Source organism: Noviherbaspirillum album (genome assembly GCF_035916955.1).
Taxonomy (GTDB): Bacteria; Pseudomonadota; Gammaproteobacteria; order Burkholderiales; family Burkholderiaceae_D; genus Noviherbaspirillum; species Noviherbaspirillum album.
Window position 1 is genome coordinate 106,060 of sequence record NZ_JAWIIV010000011.1, and the last position, 17,807, is coordinate 123,866.

The following is a 17,807-nucleotide window of genomic DNA, read 5'->3' on the forward strand; positions in this document are numbered from 1 at the left end:
TCACCGGGTTTGTCAAGCTGGTCGCTGACCCACTGGTCGATGTTTGGCATGTTGATTTATCCCTTCGCTCCTGCGGTACGCACGAATGTGTACTGCAGGCGATCGCCTTTGACGTTTGGACCGTCGATGGTTGCGTTGGTCAGCTCCGGATAAGCAGCACTGAAGATGCCCTTGACTTCCTCCAATGAGAGGGAAGGATTGGGATCAGGCAGCTCTGCTCCGTTGTAGCTAAAACTGCGTAATGCAGCGGTAGTCTGTAGTGCCATGTTATTGCCTCCTTATTGGAAAAGATCAGCCAGGGCAGCGTTACCGCTGTTGTTGACAGTGTTGCCGCTGTCCGAAGGCGATGGTTCAGAGCCGGAGCCTGAGTCGGCGCCTTCGTCGTCGTCATCGGTGGAAGTGCTTTGGTTCGATGCTGGAAGAGGTGGCTTGGTAGCCGGTATCTTCTTTCCACCTGCAGCCTTGTTTGCTATTGAGGATTTGTTTGCATCCAGAATCGCATTGGCTGCTTCGACCTGCTCAACCAACGATAGGCGTTTTCCCGACCAGCTTGTTACTGCTGTCGCAAAACCCTCATCGAGTTCAGCCGCTGTTCCGGTCAATTGGAGAGGCTGGGACAGAACGTTATCGCGATCGGCCTTAGGCTTGGGCATCACTGTTGCGGTGACCTGGTCGCCGTTAGCAGAGAGGATTACGGTTACAGCTTGGCTTTGCGTCAGCAAAGGCATGAGAGATGCAAATGTAGTCATTGGTTTTCCTTCAGTGCGGTTGCACGTGGTTATGTTGTGTGGGTAAGGGGACGGACGATCAGGCTTTGTCGAACCGCATGGAACGGGGCACGACGCCTTCATACGTAAAGCCAGGCACGTTGAGGAGACTCTTGATGATTTCGTCTTTTTTCTGACCCATCACCTTGGAGAACTTGTCACCGAGTTTCTTCTTGAGGCCTATTTCCTCGCAGAGGACTTCGATCTCGGTCTTGGTCAGCAGGTCGAGGAACTCGGTACAGAGCTTCCAGTGGTTCTGGAGGTCGATTTTCAGGAACTTCATGATGTCGATCAGACGGCACTCCACAATGGATTCCATCGCAGAGGCTGTGGCCCCGAGTGTCAGGAAATCCCGCTTGTCCTGTTCGAGGCCGGCGATTGCATCCAACGCCTTGTTCATGAAACCGCCCATGAAGCTGGTTGTCGTGAGATTGGCTAGCTTGCCGACGCCCTCACCAACTTTGCTGCTGCTGACGCAGGAGATTTCTCCGGCGGCAGCCAGCGCCAGAAGAACGATATGGTTCTGTTCTGGCTGTGCGAGCAAGACCTTCTTGGTGGCGGTGCGCCATACCTTGACCCTGTATTCCTTGATTCGCGTTGAATCCTGGATACTGGTGGTCGGCTTAGCCGTTGTTTGCGTCGTACTGGTAGCAGGGGTGCCTGATGCCGGTTTGGAAGATGCATTCGCCGTGGTAGCGGGAGCTGGTGCTTGAGCCGCTTTCTCTGCCTTTATGCGATCTGCCACCTTGACGTTATGGCAAGCGACATCGAAGCAATGGTTTTTGTACACGGCTCCCATGGCATCGGGAATGGCCGAGACCGCAGCTCCGAATTTGGCGCAGCCGCGGCAGGCCTGTGCCTGTTCCTCGCCTACACCTCTGTCGCCGTCGGGTCGAATCTTCACGATGGTGTACTTGTCGCCGGGGCGAACAATTTCTACCTTCTGAAACTCGTCCTTCAATCCGTCGCGACGCTTTTCCAGCTCCGCTTCGGTCTTCTGGTCATAACAGGTGCCGTTGGTGCATGCGCCTGTGTTGACCGCCTCGCTGAAGAGCGCCGCCTGGTTGTCCGAGTTGTGAGGACATCCGGTGCAATCAGTCTTGTCGAAGATGGCAGAGGCCATGTTCTTGGAGATCTGATTCAGGGTCTGCTTGAGGTCAGCAACCGAAATGCCATTTTTGATGATCATCTCAATGGCTTTGTCCTGCTTAGCCTTTTCCGTTGCGGCAAGCAACTCGGCATGGCCAAGTTGGATCTTCCGCTCGTTCAAGGCCTGCTTTACAGCATCGGAACAGTTTGTGAGCGCGAGACGCTTGATCAGCGTGGTTTTGGACCAACCAAGGCGGCGGGCCGCCTCGTCATGATCGCCACCGCATGAGCCGAGTACGCGTGCTGCAGCGTCGGCTTCCTCAGTGGGTGACATCTGGGCGCGCTGCACATTCTCGATGAGCGCCAGTTCGTCTTCTTCAGCGTCGGTCATCTCCCTGATATGAACCGGAATTTGGTAGTCGTCGCCGAACGCCTCCCGTGCCGCTTGAAAACGGCGGCCGCCGGCGATGAGCCGGAAGGTTCCATTTTCAAGAGGACGAACCAGAACCGGCTGTAACACGCCCTTGACACGTATAGACGATGTCAACTCCTGCATTTCAGCTACATCCATGTGTCCGCGCGGATTGCGGCCCTTGACGATAAGGCTAAGAGCTAATGTCGGTTGATTCATGTTGATTTCCTTGAGTGATCACTAAAGGCCAGTGCGGATGTGAAGCGCTGGCGCCGGAGAGTGGTTGATGGATTGGTAACTTGAGGTTGCATAAATGGCAAGGCCACTTCTAAACCTCGCATTCCGTAATGGGCAACATGAGGACGTAAGGACACTCGCGCAGAGGACGTACAGGTGGTGATTGCAAGAGCCTGTTGGGCATCACCAGAGGCACGGTCAAGAACCCTTTAGTCCGGGCATTCCCAACATCCCGCTCGCAATGCGTGATGCCACTAACCCTCTCAGGAATAATAAAAATGCAAAAAATTGATGTCCTTGCACAGAACAACACTCCCGGTGTGCTGCTCGCTGATGGCGCTGTTATCCTCCAGCGCCGGGGTACGACAAACACCTTCACTGCGATCGTCAACGGAATCTATGTAGCGGTGTCCGTTTTCGTGCCCAATGTCAGGGCTGAAGTGAGCTACGAAGACGGTCGCAACGGACCGCGGCACTCCCGCGCTGCGGAGTACCACCGTAACAATGCTGATAGCCTTGAACCCTTCCCATCCCGTTTCATTACCGAGACACTAAACTTCATCGAACTGCACAGCGGAAAGCGTCCACTCGGCATCTCCCAGCAGACAGCGGCCTATATGTATTCTGGTCAGACTGATGTGTCCCGCACTGCCGACATAATCCTTTCGGCATTTCGCTATGACAGTAATGAGGCGGTCCTGCGGTATGTGGAGGGCGACGAGATTATCGCCCGGTCAAGAAACGCAAGCGACGGTAGTGGTCACCCAGAATTCGATCCCAAACTCGTTGAAATAGAAGAGTGTGATGACCGGATCAAGGATGTACTGCGCAAAGCGCTCAGTATCGGTTTTCACTCATGCGACATGAAATATGGCAGCGACCATTGCATGCGGCGTCTGGCATGGCTAAGCGGCGTCTTTTATGAGGCATCCCTTGCTGGATCCATACTGCCGATGTATGTCCTCAGTGCTGACATGGAGACGCATAAGGACCTGCATCCAGTAACACCAGTGCCGCCGACCGCTATCTGATCCAACTCCCCCGATCCTTCCGTTTGATCGGTCATACAAAGGCTTTCCTCATTGAGGGGAGCCTTTTCCTTTTCTGGCCCCTCTGTGGCAACTGGCGTCCTTCGCGCCCCATGTTAGCCATCTCGTACACATCAGGGTATCCCGGCTTCCCGGACCCAAATCGACTCATCGGACAGGCACTCGCCCGTCTGACCCCTCACAACGCCGGATCGCGATCGCAGCGACCGGATTTCTAGAATGGTGAAAACATGGACGTGAAAACATTGGAGCTTTTCCGCTCTGAAGATATCGGACTGCCTCTGGAAGACCTTATCGCTATGGCAGAGCAGTCGATCTTCCGCCTCTTTGCCAACAACGTGCCCGTGCTGGTGGCGTTCAGTTCGGGAAAAGACAGCTCGACGGTGGCTAACTTGGTACTTTCGGCCGCCAAGAAATATGTCGCAAACGGCGGGCATGCCGTAGTACTTGTGACCAGCTCGGACACATTGGTCGAAAATCCGGAGGTAGCTGCTAACGTCAGGAAGGAGCTACACAAGATGGAAGTCTATGCGAAAAAGCATGGCATCGACCTGACAACGAAGATTGTGTATCCGCATCTGCTGTCCACTTTCCAGGTGAAGACGTTAAGTGGGCGAGGTCTGCCTTCCTTCGCTGGAAGCTCGTCAGATTGCACAGGCGACCTGAAGATACAGGGACAAAGAAGTTTCCGAGGAAAGTTCTTCAGGGAGATCAAGAACAACGGGCTGCCGCCTGCGGTCACGTGTCTCGGTACAAGATACCTCGAAAGCACTATTCGTGCGGCTAAGATGCAGGCACGATCGGAGCGCGCAGAGGAACCCGTGCAAAACAAGGACAAGGAATGGGTATTGTCGCCCATCTGCTGGTGGTCGGATGAGGATGTCTGGACGTATATAGGGTATGCCTCGTCAGGTTTGATCGACAGCTATTCCGACTTTGAGGAGATGAAGCGCATCTATAGCCATTCATCTGGCACATCCTGCGTCATCGTGGCAGATGCGCTTAGGGAAGGCGGCCAGAAGAAGCGTACCGGCGGCTGCGGCACCAGGACAGGTTGCCATACCTGTTTGCGAAGCGAGGACAAATCCCTGCAGCAGATGGTGGAGTATTCCGATGACTATGCTTACGCGCGGGGACTTATTCGCTTCAACAAGTTCCTTCGCAATACACAGTATGACTGGTCGCGGCGGCACTGGGTAGGCCGAACGATTCGAGAAGGCTACATCACCGTGCAACCTGATACTTATCACCCAAGGATGGTGCGTGAGCTGACCCGCTACATGCTACAGCTAGACTTTGATGAGTACGTTCGGTCCAAGGCCGCACGTGAGCCGAGGAAGTTCACCCTATTGCCGCTTGAGATGATGATTACGGTAGACGCACTTCAAAGTCTCAATGGCATATGTACGCCGTTCGCAATATGGGCGGACTATCGCGATATCCACTTCCGTGGCGTGCGGTACGACATCCCTGAGGTGCCGGCTGTTCCCCCGTCTCCTATCCCTGATGCAAAGTACCTTTATGTTGGAAAAGAGTGGGATACAACGGACGAGCACGCTGGATGGAACGGCTTGCGCGATCCGCTGTTCGAGGCGCTGACTGAGGGCAGTGGATGCATGCCGGAGATTCGTGAACTCAAGAATGGCCATGCGGTTTGGGACATACCTACGAACCAGTCCTTTACCGTCGATCCGGAGTCAGCTTTCATGATCTTCGAGTTCGAGTCCGAAAACCTCATCAAGCAAGCGGAGCGAAAATGGTGGCCTGGTGGGATCACGGCAGCCTATAAATGGTATCTGCAGTACGGTGCCTTGCAGCTCAGTCATGGTCAAGTGTCAGAGCATGATGAGTTCTTGAGGCGGACAGCCTTCAAGGACCGGCATGGCCTTACGCTAGAGTACGACATCGATGCGCTGCTCAAACGGTCGATCAGCTTCAACCAGTTGCCAGACGAAGCCCGCAAGGCGTGGGCCCACAAGGCGACCACGGATTCTGCTCAGCTTTCCTTCCTTGAGGAAGACAACTTGATTGCGGCTTGATTGGCGATAGGATCAGGAGCGTCGCTCGAACCGGCATAACTACCTGCCGAATTAAACGTACTACCTCCCAAGCCCGGTCTCATCGCCGGGCTTTTTTACGCCTGTCGTTTTCCGCTGAGTATGGATAGCGATATCCATTCGCATGTGCCTCATTTCCCTTTCACGAGGACTAACCACTCATGGAGGGAATTATGCGTATTGAAAAAACTGGCAGCTACAAATTGGTGCAGCCATTCATGACCTTGGAAGCCGAGCAATCCCGATATCTGGCGCCCGGAACCGATATCAATGTCACTCAGGTGTTACCCGATCAGAGCGTACTTTACAGCCCCGAGTTAGGTGACTGGCATTTCTATGAACTGCCGGTGTTGCCTAACAACGGCTCGCCTGAGACGCATCGCGAAATGCTGGTTTGGCTCGCCGGCTACCGGATCCGTGAGGCTGGCGCAGGTTTAGGTTGGTATGCGTTGTTACCCGGCCAGCTGGAGATCTCCCATACAGAGGGTCAGCACAACTACCTCGGCTTCTTTTCGACGAAGGTGGACTTGATCACCGAAGTATGGGACAACGCCGTACTGCCTACGCTATTTCGAGTGCGGCAGATAACAGAGCAGCAATGGGGAAAACTGGCAGCACGTGACCAACTTTCGCTGGTGCTGGTCACTTTTCAACCAGATGCGCTTCATTGAATGCGCGAATTTCGGTTTATACCCCGCTCCTCGTGAGCGGGGTATTTATTCTTGCGAACGGGCGTCGATTACTGCTTGATGGTCTACCACCATGCCGAGGTAGCCGGCCTAGACGGTCAAGTGCGTTATACATTGCGATACATACAACTTGTAACCAAGTTGAACTTGGCTCAGAAGAGGCTTGCACCTACATTAAGACTATTCATGTCATGCTGCACTTATTACGTCTTCTAAGGAAACTATGAAATCTCTTCTTGTTCTGTCAGTTGCATGTCTCGGCTTGGCAGGTTGTGTTGCGGTCCCCGTCGGAGAACCGTCGGTCCACATTTCTGGAACCGTTATGTCTGAGCCGGTCTATCGCCATCCCTACCCATACTCCTATGGGCCGGTTTATCGCGCACCGTACCCGTATGGCCATTACCATGGTCCTTCGCGTGGGTACCATGGCCGTCGAGATTTTGACCGCGATGGTGTGCCTAATCGGTATGACCGGCGGCCCCGGAACCCGTACCGTTACTAACCTGCTCCTACTAAACACGATACCGCGCAACGCACCTTGCGGCGGTTCCGCATTTCCTACCTGTTGCCTGGTCAGTCAACATCCTGCCACTCACCAATCTGAGACACCGCCTGATATAAGCGCACCGCAATGGTGCGCCTCTTGAATATAAGCGTTCGCATATACCTGTAATTCCCACGCAGCACTTTTGGACATCCTTTCCATTTGTCAATATCTCCCGTGTAGTCTCCCATAAGAACCATAATCGCTTGTGCTGGCGCTTCGCAATGCGTCGGCCTTGTTTGTCCTTGTCTCACACGCACGGAGTCAATCTTGAAGCTGGTATGGAAGTTGTCGATCAAACAAAAGCTGTTGTTGAGCATGGGGTTCTGCCTTTTGCTTTTTATGGCAGTCTCATCCACATTGAGCGTGATGCTTACCGCTAACGGCATCAAAGAGCGCGTTGTTGCTACCGAGCTGCCCGCCGTCGTCGGTGAAATCCGAAACGACATCCTTCGCCAGATTAGCGACCCGCTCGCGATTTCCCGATCCATTGCGAACAACACTTATCTGCTTGACTGGGAAGCTGGTGGACTGCCTGAAGAGGGCGCCGCCGCGTGGCAAAAGTATGCGAAGAATCTGAAAGAAAAGACAGGAGCGGCATCGGTTTTCTGGGTGTCAGCTTCGACCGGCAAATATTTCACTGAGTCGGGGCTAAACCGCACGCTGGACAAGCAGGCCGCAGGGGACCAGTGGTTGTACTCCTTCCTATCGAGCAACAAGCCGTACACGCTTGATATCGACAAGGATGCTGGCGCTGACAAGTATATGCTGTTCATAAACATGCGCGGAGAAGCTGCAGCTGACAAGCAGGTCGTCACTGGACTGGGCCTTTCCGTGGATGCATTGGCGACTACCATTCGTTCCTACCGTGTGGGCGAGTCGGGATACGTTTATCTGCTCCGTGCGGACGGAAGTTATCTAATCCATCGTGACGCGTCGCTAGTCAACGGCAAGAAGTACCTCAAAGACGCCCAGGGCTTTGATGCAGGACTGAGCGCGAAGCTGCTGAGTGGTCAGAAGTTCGTCAATGCCACTTACGATTCAGAACTCGGCAAGCAGATGGTTGCGGCCTCATTTGTGCCCGAGTTGAATGCCTATGTCGTGGCTGAAGTGCCAGAGGCAGAGGTTCTGGGCAATGTAGCCCAGTCCGCTCTCATTTCGGCTCTGGTCGGCGCCGTCATCGGCGGCGGCATTGGCTTGCTGGTGATTTTCATGATTAGCCGTGCGATCGCGGCGCCAGTGGCGCGAGCCGCGAAAATGCTCGGCGAAATCGCTGACGGAAATGGCGATCTGACACGGCGCATGCCCGTCGAAACCGAAGATGAGGTGGGCAAACTCGCAACTGCCTTTAATCGATTCGTCACTTCGCTCAACCGTACAATCGGAGATGTGAAGGCAAGTACCGTCACGATTGCGGCTGCAACGCGGGAGATCGCCACCGGCAACCTCGATCTGTCATCCCGCACGGAGATGCAGGCCTCCAGTCTTCAAGAGACAGCCTCTGCGATGGAGGAACTTACCTCCACGGTGAAACAGAATGCCGAAAGTGCCGCACAGTCGAATCAACTGGCGATTGCTGCATCCGATCAAGCCGTCAAGGGTGGCAATGTGGTTAGCCAAGTTGTAGAAACGATGGGCTCCATCAGGGAAGGCTCGCGCAAGATTGTCGACATCATCGGTGTCATCGACGGCATCGCATTCCAGACCAATATTCTTGCGCTCAATGCGGCAGTGGAAGCGGCCCGCGCAGGAGAGCAGGGCCGCGGCTTCGCTGTAGTGGCCTCTGAGGTGAGAAGCCTGGCGCAACGTAGTGCGACGGCCGCCAAGGAGATCAAAGCACTCATCGACGATTCGGTGAGCAAGGTTGAAGCTGGTAGCGTGCTGGTGGACGAGGCCGGCATGACAATGGGTGAAATCGTCGATTCAGTCAAGCGCGTAACATCCATCATGAGCGAGATTGCCACGGCAAGCAATGAGCAGAGCGACGGAATAGGGCAAGTCAATCTTGCCATCACCCAGATGGACACAGTAACCCAACAGAATGCCGCCCTGGTGGAGGAAGCTGCTGCAGCGGCCAAGTCACTTCAGGATCAGACAGTCAATCTTGAGCGAATCGTAGGTGTGTTCAAGCTGGATGAGTCCGTCGTTGCACAAGGAATTCAGGCTCAAGTATTCCTGGTTCCAGCAGCTCCGGAACGCCATACTATCCCGGCACCTCGTAATGCACCGTTAACTGTGAGCAGGGCGCGTGTCTCGTCTCCAAGGCAGGCAAAGCCGACTTCTGATGCTGATAGCTGGGAGGAGTTCTAAGCAGGCCCTACTTGCATGATGATCCGGCGGGCTGACAGCCGCCGTGAGATCCATCGATACACAAGCCCGCTGAAGCAGCACCGGCGGGCTTTTTCATGCCGACCAGAATACAAGCGAAGTCATCTCTAGTCGGTTGGCATTGGACACCTCTATGTCATTACCGAACCACCTTGATCTCCATTTAATTCGCATCCTCTATCGATTCAAAGGCAGGGTCATTCCTGATCAGGTATTCAGTATGGTGTTAATATCTTCGGGAGGGTGAGGCATTTACTCCTGAAGTACCTTTTCAAATCTTCCGAAACAGAACCCGATGCTCCAGCCAATCAAAATAAGTCCGCTACCAGAAGACCTGTTGCTTCGTCTAAAATCCCTTGGTTTGACCGATCGAACAAAGTGCTACCACAACAGCATACGTGCTTTGGTGCAGCTAGCACAAAGCGAACCGGACATTCAGTATGTCGTTGCTAGAGTTAAACACAAAGATGTGCAGAATTGGGAAGGTCATGCGCTTCTGTTTGTAAGGGGGCATTATGTTGATGCCACGTTAGAGGTGCAAGGTCTGATTGAACAGTGCGAGTATCAATTGATTCAGTCGTTTAGCCCACAGGAAACATTCTCAATGTTATTAGAACACGGCGGCGAAGAGTATATGAGGCGTCTAATTGACGGAAGAGAACTGTGGCCAAATCTCTGCGAGATAGTTCCTGGAAAAGTCGGGTTTGATTTTGATGTTAGGACATAGTCGTCTCTCGAGTTTGAAGCGAACCAACGCGACATTATTGAGACCGGTAATGGGATCGGGCATCATTAGGTACCTACGGACATAATCTCAAGGGTAACCCCCTATGCATGATCTGATCCAGCATTCCCTACAAGTTTATCAGTCAGCACCCGCAGAGGTGCGTGTGACACCTTCGATCCCAATTCTGTATTTCGGCGACCGTGAGGCTTATCAGGTATCCCCGCTACGCATCATCACTGTCGGCTTAAACCCGTCGCTAGTTGAATTCCCAGAAGAAAATCCTTTTCAGCGGTTTCCATCCGCTCGACAGATTCCGATCACACCAGCGGCGATCGAACGCGCACTCAACGCTTATTTTGAAAATAGCCCATACCACCGCTGGTTTCATTCCTTCGAGGCGATACTGCGTGGCTTTCGTGCAAGTTTCTATCGCAGTCGACACTTAGTGCATCAGCCTATTAACCGTGCATTGCACACAGATTTGCTGTCGCCTATCGCAACTAATCCAACGTGGAGCAATCTTTCCCCGATGGATAAAGCCATCTTGGAGGAACCGGGACTAGATTTGTGGCACTCATTGATTGAGCGCTTAGAGCCTGACCTTATGCTCATATCAGTAGCGGAAGGACATCTAACCAAGATCTGTTTTGAGAGGCTTTCTTCTTGGCAAATTGTGCATACCGTGTCTCGTAAAGTCCCCTACCATTTCCAGTACACGCGCTATCGGTTGCGCTCAGGGCATGTAGTCAATGCAATATTTGGGATGGCAGCGCAAACTCCCTTTGGCTCCGTCAAGAGCGAGGTGAAGGCCAGAATAGGAACTATCATGGCTGACCAGATGCACTATCGGGATCAGCGCAATATCCAGCTATAAGTCAATCCGTTGTGAAAAAGCTTTACTAAGATCGACCCAATCATTAGGTGCATGCGGCAATACGTCGTAACGTCCGCTCAGGCGATCTCTGTCTTTCTGGGTAAGTTTTCATTTTGAAAACTATGTCATTCCCAGGTGAGGAAAAGTATTGGTGAGTACAACTGTACAGCGATCCAACGTATAGGCCGCTGCTACGCCGGGCGAACCTTTTTGACGGAGTATGTCAGCGGCTCGGATGTTCAACGTTAAAAATTCACGCCGTTCTTTTTGAGTAGAGGCGATTACGATGCTCGCCTTCGGCCTTGATCTCGCCGTTCTTGGACAGGACGCTGAGAGCGTTCGCCATACGCTGAGTAAGCTTTTTGCGATCGTCCGGATTCGGGCGGATGCGCAGGGCCGCAATAGCGGCCTTGAGGACCTCTGCGGAGGATTGAGGCGTATCGGTTAGCAAACCCGGCCAGAAGTCCTTGCCTGTGGATGGCAGCTTAGTGCTTCGTGTTCCTTTGGTCGACGACTTTGCAGTTTTCGTTGCAGAAGCTTTCGATGCCGATGCATCCTTCGCCGCGCGGCCACGCTTTGCTGTGACAGGGGCATCAATGCTGCTGAGCGTAGCCAGGATGTCTTCGAGATCCTCGATGCGCTTGGTATAGAACGCGACCGCCTTGCGTGCTTGTTTCAGTTCGTCTTCAATTACCTTTGCCGCGGAATGGACTTTTGCCATTTTAGAGTCTCGATCAAAAAAGAGTGATTCAAACAGGTTACTTAACCATCAGAATGGACCGCCCGATGAGCAGTTGCAATAATAAGGGGAGGGCATCTGCTGCCGCCCTCAACCATGCTTACTTCACCTTCACCTTGGCCACGAGGTCCTTAAGTGCTGGCGCCGCCTTGAAGCGGACATTCTTGGAGGCTTTGATCTTGATGGTTTCGCCGGTTGCAGGGTTACGGCCGGTACGTGCAGCACGCTGCGACACGGTAAAAGTGCCCAGGTCGGGGAAGGAAAACCGACCTTCCTTCTTCAGATCAGTGCCGACAAAACCAAACACCTGCTCTACGATTTCCTTCGCCTTCACCTTGGTCAACTCGTGGTCGCCAGCTACTTTGTTGATGATTTCGCTTTTATTCATGTGAATCTCCAGAGGACTTTTCGGGATGGGTACTGCAAACATTGGTCGTTTTGAGATCGAGTGTTTGCAGGCGGGGCAATTGTAAGGAATATATTGCCCGTCGGCAATAAATATCAACGTAGCAAGTTCGTAAATGTAGAGCCGCATGTTTTTCATCACGTCGAGCAAAGCAACGGCTATTCCAGGCCATTCATCAACTCGCTGAGAACGCATTCAACGGTGAATCTTGCAATTTCCGTCAGTTGGTATATATTTTATATATACGAAGCTAGGAGGTTGCATGAGCTTACTTTTGAAATTCAGGGACAGGGACACGCCATTCGGCGTGACTCGCGAAACCCTGCAAGCGCTCTCCGAAAAACTCGGAGTGAACGAAACAATGACAATCCACTATGCATTATCCAAACTGGCACACGATGTCCTGCCAGGTTACGAAATGGACGATGGCCCCTTGACCCCTGAGGACCGCGCTTCGATAGCTTCGGCTGCGGAAGCTCAGATGCCGAAAGGCAAATTGCGCTCGAAGAAGTCCCTGTTTTAGGAGGCGCCATGTGGCCTTCTCCTGAACCCGGTGACATCGTCTGGTGTCGATTTCCCCAACGACCGCGTGATCAGCCTGGACCAAAGCCAAGACCGGCTCTTATCGTCGCAACAATGGTGTATGACGATGGAGTGGTAGTAAAGGTCGCTTACGGCACCTCGCAAAAGCTCGACAGGATGCTCGCCGGCGAATTTGCTATCCGCAAGGTAGAGAATCCGGCTGCATATGTCTTGGCTGGCTTGTCCTATGACACAAAGTTCGATTTGAACAACATGTTGGACTTGCCCTGGAACGACTCCTTTTTTGGAGTACCTCCGCTTGCACCACACGGAGAAAACCCGAAACTGGGAACACTTCACATCTCGATGATGAGGAAGCTCGAAAGTGCCGCGCGCGCCGCCAAGCAGCAATAACAGACGTAGAAGGCTTTGCCTTCGCGTCCAGCCTCTTAACCCTATCCAGCCCGGCCACCTTTCTAAGGAGCCGGGCTTTTCCATTGGCGGGGCAATTCTTTCCGTCTTCATGTCAGCCATCACTCTCCAACCAAGACAACTGCTCGCTCGAGCAGCCGAACCACTCACTATGAAGTAATACATGATTGTCGCCCAAGGACATACCGTCGCCGTCTCACAATACCGCGGCACAAACGAGGAAGCACAAATCGTCAGGAATGCTGTCCAGTCCTTCTGCCATCTTATTAAGGCATCCGGCGCATTTATGGCCGTCAAGCGTTTTACGTTCGGCCAGTTCGCGGAACTGATTGAGGGCCATTATCAGGGCGGCCCCCGTATAGCCCGTACAGTTGCCGTTCTTAGATCGGTCGACCTCCGGAACTCCGACCCCGCCATCGATGGCCGTCTTGCCGAAGCATTCCTCGCCGGCGAGCCGTGTGCCGATCCGGTGGCGGCACATATGGCTGTCATGGCCATCTATGCGGCAGGCAGCAACCGCTATCCAACGCTCTGGGATAGGGCGTCAAGGTATGCCAGCAGCCAGGAGTGCGTCACGCTAGCGAAGCTGGCCAGACTCTAGAACCGATCTAACCGACCGGGCCGCCATGTGAATGGGGTCCGGTTTTTCATTTTTATCCCATCGTGTTTTCCATTGCCTCCTGCGAGGGCAATCGGGCGTATCAGCCTAAGCATCCAAGCCAACTCCGTCAAACCAAACAAAGGATAGTCATGACCACTACAACATATCAGCTGCTCGTCAGCGGTAAAACGTTACTTTCTGCCGACCGGACTTCGGCGGCCGTGATCTTCAATAATCTTTCCGGCGCAAATTATGCCGATAGAGGCGAGCATTACGCCAATTACCTCGCTGGCGTGGCTGGCGACTTCCTGGAGGACCCAAAAGCGATTGAAATCGGGATGGCGCTTGAGATTCAAGACCGGTATGGCGGCCCGATAGCGACGACCACCATCGGGGGCGGTCTGCGTGTGCGCACAAGCGATATCAGGCCGCTAACGCCAGCGGTGAACCAGTGTGACGGCGAACGCATTACCAAGCCATATGAACCGGATTGGGAAGAACTCGAGGTGATTTGCTCCTGCGCCTCAGTCGATGAGGCGATGGATCGTTTCTACAAGTCTGATCGATTGAATAGGCCTGGAGGTACCCGCGAGCGTCTTATCGCTGACCGTGCACAAACAGTCAAACAGCACGGCTTCGATTGTCTGGCGAGTCACCACGATTCCGTCAACGGCAGAGCTCTCTATATTCGGAGCAGTGAGGGACGGTTCACAGTGCTCAGTTGTACGGCACGCAATAGGTAGATACGAAGACGGCTAGGCTTCCATGGTATGGGCGGCATGTCGCCCTTGCCATCGACAGACGCCGTCGCTACGATTGAAGCGGCTTTATCTCTCCTTACTATGAACACATCAAGAACAACTGCAGGAATGACTTTGGCATGTAGCCTTTTTTTCGCCCTCATTTCGGCCATCCCTATGCCGGCGGCCACGAAGGAAATACCGCCATCAGTATCGGGCAGGGTTGTCTATATCGACGATGGCGACACCCTGGTGATATTGAGTCAGGACCGAAAGCAGATCCGGATTCGTCTCACCGACGCTGACGCACCGGAGACACCAAAGGACAATCAGGGTAAGCCTGGCCAGCCCTTCTCACGGGCATCTGCTAACAATCTCGCACGTCTGGCAAAGGGAAAGAATGCTGCGGCACACTGCTATGAATACGACGCGTTTGACCGTCCGGTCTGCCGAGTGATTGTCGATGGTCGGGATCTCAGCATGGAGCAAATCAAAGCTGGTCTAGCATGGGCCAATGCGGCGAACCGGCGTTATGTGCGGGATCCACAAGCTTATGAGCATGAGAAGGCCGCCCGAGGGAAGGGGATCGGCCTGTGGAGCGGAAACCGGCCGATCGAGCCATGGTTGTGGCGCCGAACCTGCTGGAAGGACAAGCAATGTAGTGGCGCAGGCTCCTGACCCTCAGATTATCAACGATTGTTGTTCATCTCCCGTATTGCAAAGATTACGCAATCCGCACCTTTTCAATTCAGGGAGACCTATGAACAACTCAAACAACAAGTGGTGGAAGCCAATTGTGCACTTCGCAGCACATGTGCTCTCTGGCTCCATCCTCTTCATCATTATCGGGGCGCCAGCCGTGGGCCTGTCCCTCCTGGTATCGTTCCTTAAGGCTTATGTTTCAGCCTTCACCATCAACGTTCTGGAATTTCTGGAACACTTCATCCTCATCTGCGATGTTTTTCTATTCATCGTGTACCTCGTAACAGTCACATACAAGGACATAAAGGAGTGGTTTAAATGACATGTGAGGTCGTGCAGGTATTCTCAAAGGCTGCATCAGAGGCGCCGCGCCTCTTTTTTGCACCACTTTCAGGAGCATTCCAAGCAGTCCGCTCTGAATTCAGACGAATCAATACTACCAGCCCGGTAGAAGCCGGCATCATCGAGAATGATCGCCAAGGTCAACTATAGAGCCTGCATCAAACCCCGTTCATCTTGGATGAACGGGGTTTTTCTATTGAAGGTGCGCATCAGGTCTCGGCTTGCGGCCACGATGAAAGAGGTATATCGTTATTGCAAACCCAGCAATTTGAGGAGGCAATATGAAAGCAGTTTTGCAGGAATTCGTCAAAGCTTGCGCTGAGGCACCAAGGATCTTCTTCGCCCCCCTGGTCGGTGCTGTCCGGTCGGTCAAGCAGGAACTGGATCGGCATGACGCTGGGCGCTAAGCCACCGTACGTCAAGACAATAAAAAAGGCCACTTGAAGGGGCCTTTTCTTTAGTGGTATCGCTAAATGTAGCAACACCGACGCATGGTTGTGGCGGAATCATTGAGACTGCGGCAAGGGAGGTCGACCCAGCAATTCGCCTAGTTCGACCGTTTGACCACTGCCATAGCTTTCGCAAATGACGCCTGAAACAGATACGTCAAAGAAATGAATGCGACCACCGGGCCGTTTGTCTACCACACTGATCGAGCAGCCTGCATAGCGAGTGATGTGTCGCTGCAGCTCGGCGATATCTGCGCACTCCATGTCATTGCCAAAGTTTCGGATACGGAACATGTAGGTTCATCCTAGCGGACGGTAGGCTGAGTTACGAGACTAGCGGCGAAAGATCTGCTTGAGCCAGATGTCATAATCGGCCGGCTCGACGAGCGAGTCGATTTTCAGGCCACCAGCTGGCCCGCGAGACACCGCAACCTCGAGGTCTCCAATTTTCGCTTGGCCGCTAAACAGGTCGAAGGTGCTCGTCCTGCGCTGTTGCGCCTGCCCATTCACCAGCACTGAGACATCCAGGCTGAATGACGCTGCGTCAATTTCGCGTACTGTAACGGCAATCGAGACTCGCCGCGGATTGGCTGCAGCTGCCTCGCCCATGGTGGCGGTCACGGGAACCTCCTGATAAACCGTTGGCATGGCCACTGAGACTAGCCGATCGTTCAGGCGCGTAGAGCAGATCATGCCAGTGTCATCGACCATCACGGTAAAGCCGCCGACGGCGACGAGATCGAAGCGTCGGCCATTCTTGTCACGGAATGTGCCAAAGGATTCGTACTTTCCGGCAGGCACGAGAGCGACGTCCGGAGTGAGAGGCGACCCATCCAGAATTTCGATCTGTTTCGGCGTAGTGTAGTACTTGACTCCATCTACGAGAGAGACGTAGTAGACAAGATCACCTGCGCCGATTGCGTTACCCACGCTCGACTTTCGGTCTTTGGTAACGAAAGTCCTGCCAATCGCCACCTGACCAAGTTCATGCAAAGAACTCACGCGGCTGACCTCGCATGGCAACTGGGGAACATTCCCCGGCGTCGGTGGAATGCCGGCCATTGCGGCCGTGGAAAACAGCATAGGCAGCAATGCTGAGGCTTTTAGAATATTGTGGAACATTGTATTTCTCCCTGTAGAAAAGTAACCTTTTGTGCGGTCTATTCGTATTGGTGTAGGTCGCATCTTTGCAATGATGGGCCTAGCGGATCGGTTGGTATGTCTTATGGCACTTGAGGCATTGGAGCGAGAGGCCCGGTTTTCCCCATACATTGGTAATGCATACCGGGCATTGATATTTGGTACGGTTGCTGGAGTCGGTCGATCTCGCTTTCCCCAAATCGCTGTCTTGGGAAACGACATCGAGGCCTTGTAAAGCAGGAATAGGGGAGAGCGGCCGATTCGGGGCCGACGCCGATTCCGAGGCATGTGGCATCGACAGATGAGGCTCATGCGGGACCGACGGCGGCGCCTTGATGTCTTCCACGCTGGCCGGTATGCCAGCACCCTGGGTAGCAACAAGATACGTGTAATCCTTGACGATCGGTTGCGGATACCTGTCGAACCAGACGATCCCGAATGAACCTGATAGCAGTTCTTTGCAAGCTTGATAGAAGCGGCCGTCCGGATCGATGTAGTGGGACATTGTCTCACCCACCGTTTTGCCGCCAGGTGCTCCGGTATCGCTAGGAATTAGACCCACCTCTTGCATCTTAGCTGCCCAACGTCTGTCGTGATATCCACGTCGAGAAGGCTCGCCCGAACGAAAACGCCATTGGTGGCATTGCTCATGCACTAGGGTCGAAAGCACATCCTCCACCGGGCGGGTCGCGAAATACTCTGGATTCAATGCGATCTCATCGGTCCGGACTCCTGAGCGGTTCACAAACCGTTCAGGAGTCCACGAACCAAAGGAGGTTTTCCGGCGTTGAAGCGTTATCAGACAGCCAGGGAGTACCCCGCCGAATAGCGCTTCATTGAAGAAGGCGTAGGCGGCGTCCAGTTCCTCATAACTTTCAGCGGTCGGACTGTTTCGATCTCGCATAGTGCAGATGGATTGGATTGTGCAAACCAAACCCCGATTATACCGGAATTGTTATTG

General features: G+C 53.5%; 21 protein-coding genes. 13 read left to right on the top strand and 8 right to left on the bottom strand.

Features of this window, described 5'->3' with window-relative positions; genetic code table 11:
• Window positions 1–56 precede the first annotated feature (56 nt).
• Genes RY831_RS14875 through RY831_RS14885 form a run of 3 tightly spaced genes read right to left on the bottom strand, consistent with a single transcriptional unit; the run spans window position 57 to window position 2,487 of the window.
• The gene (locus RY831_RS14875; RefSeq protein WP_326507151.1) at window positions 57–266 is read right to left on the bottom strand and encodes a PRTRC system protein C; all 210 of its coding nucleotides are present in this window, start codon (window positions 264–266) and stop codon (window positions 57–59) included.
• A gap of 12 nt (window positions 267–278) precedes the next feature.
• The gene (locus RY831_RS14880; RefSeq protein ID WP_326507152.1) at window positions 279–749 is read right to left on the bottom strand and encodes a PRTRC system protein E; all 471 of its coding nucleotides are present in this window, start codon (window positions 747–749) and stop codon (window positions 279–281) included.
• 58 nt (window positions 750–807) lie between these two features.
• Window positions 808–2,487 carry a PRTRC system ParB family protein gene (locus RY831_RS14885; protein WP_326507153.1) on the bottom strand — a complete coding sequence of 560 codons (1,680 nt, stop codon included), beginning with the start codon at window positions 2,485–2,487 and terminating at the stop codon, window positions 808–810.
• A gap of 296 nt (window positions 2,488–2,783) precedes the next feature.
• Here RY831_RS14885 and RY831_RS14890 point away from each other — a divergent pair, with 296 nt between their 5' ends.
• The 7 genes from RY831_RS14890 (at window position 2,784) to RY831_RS14915 (ending at window position 10,773) form a co-directional block, all read left to right on the top strand.
• Entirely contained in the window at window positions 2,784–3,536 is a 753-nt protein-coding gene (locus RY831_RS14890) for a hypothetical protein (protein ID WP_326507154.1), read from the top strand.
• A gap of 248 nt (window positions 3,537–3,784) precedes the next feature.
• Entirely contained in the window at window positions 3,785–5,593 is a 1,809-nt protein-coding gene (locus tag RY831_RS14895; RefSeq protein WP_326507155.1) for a phosphoadenosine phosphosulfate sulfotransferase, read from the top strand.
• 191 nt (window positions 5,594–5,784) lie between these two features.
• On the top strand, window positions 5,785–6,282 hold the full coding sequence (locus RY831_RS14900) for a hypothetical protein (RefSeq protein WP_326507156.1): 498 nt from the start codon (window positions 5,785–5,787) through the stop codon (window positions 6,280–6,282).
• A gap of 241 nt (window positions 6,283–6,523) precedes the next feature.
• Window positions 6,524–6,802 carry a hypothetical protein gene (locus RY831_RS33410; RefSeq protein ID WP_437126273.1) on the top strand — a complete coding sequence of 93 codons (279 nt, stop codon included), beginning with the start codon at window positions 6,524–6,526 and terminating at the stop codon, window positions 6,800–6,802.
• A gap of 360 nt (window positions 6,803–7,162) precedes the next feature.
• On the top strand, window positions 7,163–9,154 hold the full coding sequence (locus tag RY831_RS14905) for a methyl-accepting chemotaxis protein (RefSeq protein WP_437126276.1): 1,992 nt from the start codon (window positions 7,163–7,165) through the stop codon (window positions 9,152–9,154).
• Between the two features lie 313 nt (window positions 9,155–9,467).
• A complete protein-coding gene (locus RY831_RS14910) occupies window positions 9,468–9,899 on the top strand; it encodes a hypothetical protein (protein WP_326507158.1) in 432 nt (143 codons plus the stop codon).
• A gap of 103 nt (window positions 9,900–10,002) precedes the next feature.
• Window positions 10,003–10,773 carry a hypothetical protein gene (locus RY831_RS14915; protein WP_326507159.1) on the top strand — a complete coding sequence of 257 codons (771 nt, stop codon included), beginning with the start codon at window positions 10,003–10,005 and terminating at the stop codon, window positions 10,771–10,773.
• Between the two features lie 253 nt (window positions 10,774–11,026).
• Here the strand turns inward: RY831_RS14915 and RY831_RS14920 are convergent, their stop codons facing one another.
• Both RY831_RS14920 and RY831_RS14925 read right to left on the bottom strand, forming a co-directional pair.
• Window positions 11,027–11,494, bottom strand: coding sequence for a hypothetical protein (locus tag RY831_RS14920; protein WP_326507160.1), 468 nt, complete (start codon window positions 11,492–11,494; stop codon window positions 11,027–11,029).
• A 118-nt stretch (window positions 11,495–11,612) separates the two neighbouring features.
• Window positions 11,613–11,900, bottom strand: a complete 288-nt coding sequence (locus tag RY831_RS14925; RefSeq protein WP_326507161.1) for an HU family DNA-binding protein — start codon at window positions 11,898–11,900, stop codon at window positions 11,613–11,615.
• A gap of 280 nt (window positions 11,901–12,180) precedes the next feature.
• On the opposite strand from RY831_RS14925, the gene RY831_RS14930 reads away from it, so the two are divergent.
• From RY831_RS14930 to RY831_RS14955, 6 genes are all read left to right on the top strand, one after another.
• On the top strand, window positions 12,181–12,441 hold the full coding sequence (locus tag RY831_RS14930; protein ID WP_326507162.1) for a hypothetical protein: 261 nt from the start codon (window positions 12,181–12,183) through the stop codon (window positions 12,439–12,441).
• 8 nt (window positions 12,442–12,449) lie between these two features.
• On the top strand, window positions 12,450–12,854 hold the full coding sequence (locus RY831_RS14935) for a type II toxin-antitoxin system PemK/MazF family toxin (protein WP_326507163.1): 405 nt from the start codon (window positions 12,450–12,452) through the stop codon (window positions 12,852–12,854).
• A 181-nt stretch (window positions 12,855–13,035) separates the two neighbouring features.
• Window positions 13,036–13,473 carry a hypothetical protein gene (locus tag RY831_RS14940; RefSeq protein ID WP_326507164.1) on the top strand — a complete coding sequence of 146 codons (438 nt, stop codon included), beginning with the start codon at window positions 13,036–13,038 and terminating at the stop codon, window positions 13,471–13,473.
• A 149-nt stretch (window positions 13,474–13,622) separates the two neighbouring features.
• Window positions 13,623–14,216, top strand: a complete 594-nt coding sequence (locus RY831_RS14945) for a DUF7688 family protein (RefSeq protein ID WP_326507165.1) — start codon at window positions 13,623–13,625, stop codon at window positions 14,214–14,216.
• Between the two features lie 27 nt (window positions 14,217–14,243).
• The gene (locus RY831_RS14950) at window positions 14,244–14,891 is read left to right on the top strand and encodes a thermonuclease family protein (RefSeq protein ID WP_326507166.1); all 648 of its coding nucleotides are present in this window, start codon (window positions 14,244–14,246) and stop codon (window positions 14,889–14,891) included.
• 82 nt (window positions 14,892–14,973) lie between these two features.
• Complete coding sequence (locus RY831_RS14955) at window positions 14,974–15,237, top strand: hypothetical protein (RefSeq protein WP_326507167.1); 264 nt, start codon at window positions 14,974–14,976, stop codon at window positions 15,235–15,237.
• 526 nt (window positions 15,238–15,763) lie between these two features.
• On the opposite strand, the gene RY831_RS14960 is transcribed toward RY831_RS14955, so the two are convergent.
• From RY831_RS14960 to RY831_RS14970, 3 genes are all read right to left on the bottom strand, one after another.
• A complete protein-coding gene (locus RY831_RS14960) occupies window positions 15,764–16,000 on the bottom strand; it encodes a hypothetical protein (RefSeq protein ID WP_326507168.1) in 237 nt (78 codons plus the stop codon).
• Window positions 16,001–16,039: 39 nt separating this feature from the next.
• Window positions 16,040–16,828, bottom strand: a complete 789-nt coding sequence (locus tag RY831_RS14965; RefSeq protein WP_326507169.1) for a hypothetical protein — start codon at window positions 16,826–16,828, stop codon at window positions 16,040–16,042.
• Window positions 16,829–16,907: 79 nt separating this feature from the next.
• Complete coding sequence (locus RY831_RS14970) at window positions 16,908–17,750, bottom strand: SprT-like domain-containing protein (RefSeq protein WP_326507170.1); 843 nt, start codon at window positions 17,748–17,750, stop codon at window positions 16,908–16,910.
• Window positions 17,751–17,807 lie beyond the last annotated feature (57 nt).

Coding starts and splice junctions, on each gene's coding strand:
- RY831_RS14875 (WP_326507151.1), bottom strand. CDS start 266: ATGGCACTACAGACTACCGCTGCATTACGCAGTTTTAGCTACAACGGA.
- RY831_RS14880 (WP_326507152.1), bottom strand. CDS start 749: ATGACTACATTTGCATCTCTCATGCCTTTGCTGACGCAAAGCCAAGCT.
- RY831_RS14885 (WP_326507153.1), bottom strand. CDS start 2,487: ATGAATCAACCGACATTAGCTCTTAGCCTTATCGTCAAGGGCCGCAAT.
- RY831_RS14890 (WP_326507154.1), top strand. CDS start 2,784: ATGCAAAAAATTGATGTCCTTGCACAGAACAACACTCCCGGTGTGCTG.
- RY831_RS14895 (WP_326507155.1), top strand. CDS start 3,785: ATGGACGTGAAAACATTGGAGCTTTTCCGCTCTGAAGATATCGGACTG.
- RY831_RS14900 (WP_326507156.1), top strand. CDS start 5,785: ATGCGTATTGAAAAAACTGGCAGCTACAAATTGGTGCAGCCATTCATG.
- RY831_RS33410 (WP_437126273.1), top strand. CDS start 6,524: ATGAAATCTCTTCTTGTTCTGTCAGTTGCATGTCTCGGCTTGGCAGGT.
- RY831_RS14905 (WP_437126276.1), top strand. CDS start 7,163: ATGGGGTTCTGCCTTTTGCTTTTTATGGCAGTCTCATCCACATTGAGC.
- RY831_RS14910 (WP_326507158.1), top strand. CDS start 9,468: ATGCTCCAGCCAATCAAAATAAGTCCGCTACCAGAAGACCTGTTGCTT.
- RY831_RS14915 (WP_326507159.1), top strand. CDS start 10,003: ATGCATGATCTGATCCAGCATTCCCTACAAGTTTATCAGTCAGCACCC.
- RY831_RS14920 (WP_326507160.1), bottom strand. CDS start 11,494: ATGGCAAAAGTCCATTCCGCGGCAAAGGTAATTGAAGACGAACTGAAA.
- RY831_RS14925 (WP_326507161.1), bottom strand. CDS start 11,900: ATGAATAAAAGCGAAATCATCAACAAAGTAGCTGGCGACCACGAGTTG.
- RY831_RS14930 (WP_326507162.1), top strand. CDS start 12,181: ATGAGCTTACTTTTGAAATTCAGGGACAGGGACACGCCATTCGGCGTG.
- RY831_RS14935 (WP_326507163.1), top strand. CDS start 12,450: ATGTGGCCTTCTCCTGAACCCGGTGACATCGTCTGGTGTCGATTTCCC.
- RY831_RS14940 (WP_326507164.1), top strand. CDS start 13,036: ATGATTGTCGCCCAAGGACATACCGTCGCCGTCTCACAATACCGCGGC.
- RY831_RS14945 (WP_326507165.1), top strand. CDS start 13,623: ATGACCACTACAACATATCAGCTGCTCGTCAGCGGTAAAACGTTACTT.
- RY831_RS14950 (WP_326507166.1), top strand. CDS start 14,244: ATGGGCGGCATGTCGCCCTTGCCATCGACAGACGCCGTCGCTACGATT.
- RY831_RS14955 (WP_326507167.1), top strand. CDS start 14,974: ATGAACAACTCAAACAACAAGTGGTGGAAGCCAATTGTGCACTTCGCA.
- RY831_RS14960 (WP_326507168.1), bottom strand. CDS start 16,000: ATGTTCCGTATCCGAAACTTTGGCAATGACATGGAGTGCGCAGATATC.
- RY831_RS14965 (WP_326507169.1), bottom strand. CDS start 16,828: ATGTTCCACAATATTCTAAAAGCCTCAGCATTGCTGCCTATGCTGTTT.
- RY831_RS14970 (WP_326507170.1), bottom strand. CDS start 17,750: ATGCGAGATCGAAACAGTCCGACCGCTGAAAGTTATGAGGAACTGGAC.